This window comes from Rhodococcus sp. PSi06 (assembly GCF_054960675.1).
Map to the genome: position 1 here is coordinate 1 of NZ_JBHNYO010000029.1, position 3,660 is coordinate 3,660.

The following is a 3,660-nucleotide window of genomic DNA, read 5'->3' on the forward strand; positions in this document are numbered from 1 at the left end:
GGGAGGGAGCCGTCGAAGGTGGGATCGGCGATTGGGACGAAGTCGTAACAAGGTAGCCGTACCGGAAGGTGCGGCTGGATCACCTCCTTTCTAAGGAGCCTCTTCGCTGTGATGCACTGCTGAACAGTCAGCAGACGATCACGCGACAGAAACCGTTTCGGATGCATACGTCATCCGGCGGTGCTCACGGGTGGAACACTGACAATGAGATCCTGCGGAACGCGAAACCATGTTTCGCCGGCAGGGACTATATCGATGCACTGTTGGGTCCTGAGAGAACACGTGAGTGTTTCTTTCTAGGCAAGACATATACGGCTGGGAGTTCGTATCCCTATCGCGGGATGATGGTGGGCCTTTCGGGGTTTGTTGTTGTGTCGGTCTGATGGATGCAGGATGTTCTTCTGGTTGTGTGTTGTTTGAGAATTGCACAGTGGACGCGAGCATCTTTGTTGTAAGTAATGAAGAGCGTACGGTGGATGCCTTGGCACCAGGAGCCGATGAAGGACGTAGGAGGCTGCGATAAGCCTCGGGGAGCTGTCAACCGAGCTGTGATCCGAGGGTGTCCGAATGGGGAAACCCAGCACGAGTGATGTCGTGTTACCTGCACCTGAATATATAGGGTGTGTGGAGGGAACGTGGGGAAGTGAAACATCTCAGTACCCACAGGAAGAGAAAACAATAGTGATTCCGTGAGTAGTGGCGAGCGAAAGCGGATGAGGCCAAACTTTGTGCGTGTGATACCCGGCAGGGGTTGCGTATGGAGGGTTGTGGGGTTTGCATTGTCGATTCTGCCGGATCGGCCGACAGTGAGAAATTGTGGTGTTAGTCGAAGTGGTCTGGAACGGCCTGTCGTAGAGGGTGAGAGTCCCGTAGACGAAAACATTGCAACTGTCGTTGTGGATACCCAAGTAGCAGCGGGCCCGTGAAATCTGCTGTGAATCTGTCGGGACCACCCGATAAGCCTGAATACTCCCTGGTGACCGATAGCGGACTAGTACCGTGAGGGAAAGGTGAAAAGTACCCCGGGAGGGGAGTGAAATAGTACCTGAAACCGTGCGCTTACAATCCGTCAGAGCCGTCGAGCAGTTTGATCTGTTGGTGGTGATGGCGTGCCTTTTGAAGAATGAGCCTGCGAGTTAGTGGCATGTCGCGAGGTTAACCCGTGTGGGGTAGCCGTAGCGAAAGCGAGTCCGAATAGGGCGTATCACCGCAAGGTGTGTAGTGGCGTGTTCTAGACCCGAAGCGGAGTGATCTACCCATGGCCAGGTTGAAGCGACGGTAAGACGTCGTGGAGGACCGAACCCACTTAGGTTGAAAACTGAGGGGATGAGTTGTGGGTAGGGGTGAAAGGCCAATCAAACTCCGTGATAGCTGGTTCTCCCCGAAATGCATTTAGGTGCAGCGTCACGTGTTTCTCACCGGAGGTAGAGCTACTGGATGGTCTAGGGGGCCTACAAGCTTACCGAAATCAGCCAAACTCCGAATGCCGGTGAGTGAGAGCGTGGCAGTGAGACTGCGGGCGATAAGGTTCGTAGTCGAGAGGGAAACAGCCCAGATCGCCAGCTAAGGTCCCTAAGCGTGTACTAAGTGGAAAAGGATGTGGGGTCGCGAAGACAACCAGGAGGTTGGCTTAGAAGCAGCCACCCTTGAAAGAGTGCGTAATAGCTCACTGGTCAAGTGATCCTGCGCCGACAATGTAGCGGGGCTCAAGTACACCACCGAAGCTGCGGCACTCACACAATAGCCCGCTGTTCTCTTGCGAGGGTTCAGCCAGGTGTGTGGGTGGGTAGGGGAGCGTCGTGCAGCCATGGAAGCATCGGAGTGATCCAGGTGTGGAGGCTGCGCGAGTGAGAATGCAGGCATGAGTAGCGAAAGACGAGTGAGAAACTCGTCCGCCGAATGACCAAGGGTTCCTGGGCCAGGTTAATCCGCCCAGGGTGAGTCGGGACCTAAGACGAGGCCGACAGGCGTAGCCGATGGACAACGGGTTGATATTCCCGTACCCGTGTAACCGCGCCCATGGTGAATCAGTGACACTAACCACCCTGAATCTCGCTTACTTCACACCTTCGGGTGTGCGGGGGCGGGTGGATGCGTGGGACCTGATCTGGTAGTAGCCAAGCGATGGGGTGACGCAGGAAGGTAGCTGGGCCAGTCAGTGGTTGTACTGGTGTAAGCCTGTAGGGCGAACGGTAGGCAAATCCGCCGTTCATATAAGCCTGAGAGGTGATGCGTAGCCGATTGAGGCGAATTCAGTGATCCTATGCTGCCGAGAAAAGCCTCTAGTGAGTTGTTACACGGCCCGTACCCCAAACCGACACAGGTGGTCAGGTAGAGAATACTGAGGCGATCGAGATAACTATGGTTAAGGAACTCGGCAAAATGCCCCCGTAACTTCGGGAGAAGGGGGGCCCCTGCCGGTGATCACTCTTGCAGTGTGAGCTGGTGTGGGCCGCAGAGACCAGTGAGAAGCGACTGTTTACTAAAAACACAGGTCCGTGCGAAGTCGTAAGACGATGTATACGGACTGACGCCTGCCCGGTGCTGGAAGGTTAAGAGGACCGGTTAGCCAGTGATGGCGAAGCTGAGAATTTAAGCCCCAGTAAACGGCGGTGGTAACTATAACCATCCTAAGGTAGCGAAATTCCTTGTCGGGTAAGTTCCGACCTGCACGAATGGCGTAACGACTTCTCAGCTGTCTCAACCATAGACTCGGCGAAATTGCATTACGAGTAAAGATGCTCGTTACGCGCGGCAGGACGAAAAGACCCCGGGACCTTCACTACAGCTTGGTATTGGTGTTCGGTTCGGTTTGTGTAGGATAGGTGGGAGACTGTGAAGCGGTGACGCCAGTTACTGTGGAGTCGTTGTTGAAATACCACTCTGATCGTATTGGATACCTCAACCTCGGACCATGATCTGGTTCAGGGACAGTGCCTGGTGGGTAGTTTAACTGGGGCGGTTGCCTCCTAAAATGTAACGGAGGCGCCCAAAGGTTCCCTCAGCCTGGTTGGCAATCAGGTGTCGAGTGCAAGTGCACAAGGGAGCTTGACTGTGAGACTGACAAGTCGAGCAGGGACGAAAGTCGGGACTAGTGATCCGGCACCGGCAAGTGGAAGCGGTGTCGCTCAACGGATAAAAGGTACCCCGGGGATAACAGGCTGATCTTCCCCAAGAGTCCATATCGACGGGATGGTTTGGCACCTCGATGTCGGCTCGTCGCATCCTGGGGCTGGAGTAGGTCCCAAGGGTTGGGCTGTTCGCCCATTAAAGCGGCACGCGAGCTGGGTTTAGAACGTCGTGAGACAGTTCGGTCTCTATCCGCCGCGCGCGTAAGAAACTTGAGGAAGGCTGTCCCTAGTACGAGAGGACCGGGACGGACGAACCTCTGGTGTGCCAGTTGTTCCACCAGGAGCACCGCTGGTTGGCTACGTTCGGAAGGGATAACCGCTGAAAGCATCTAAGCGGGAAGCCTGTTCCAAGATGAGGTTTCTCACCCCCTCGAGGGGGTAAGGCCCCCGGCAGACCACCGGGTTGATAGGCCAGAACTGGAAGTACAGCAATGTATGCAGGTGACTGGTACTAATAGGCCGAGGACTTACCACAAAGAAGCTACGCGTCCACTGTGCAATATCTGAAACAACACACGAGTTGTTCAGT

2 rRNA genes are annotated in these 3,660 nt (G+C 55.1%); both read left to right on the forward strand.

Going from position 1 to position 3,660, the window contains the following annotated elements:
- Positions 1 to 90, forward strand: a 16S ribosomal RNA gene (locus tag ACFI9K_RS24875); the annotation flags it as partial.
- Between the two features lie 359 nt (positions 91 to 449).
- Positions 450 to 3,606 (forward strand): 23S ribosomal RNA (locus ACFI9K_RS24880).
- Positions 3,607 to 3,660: the final 54 nt, after the last annotated feature.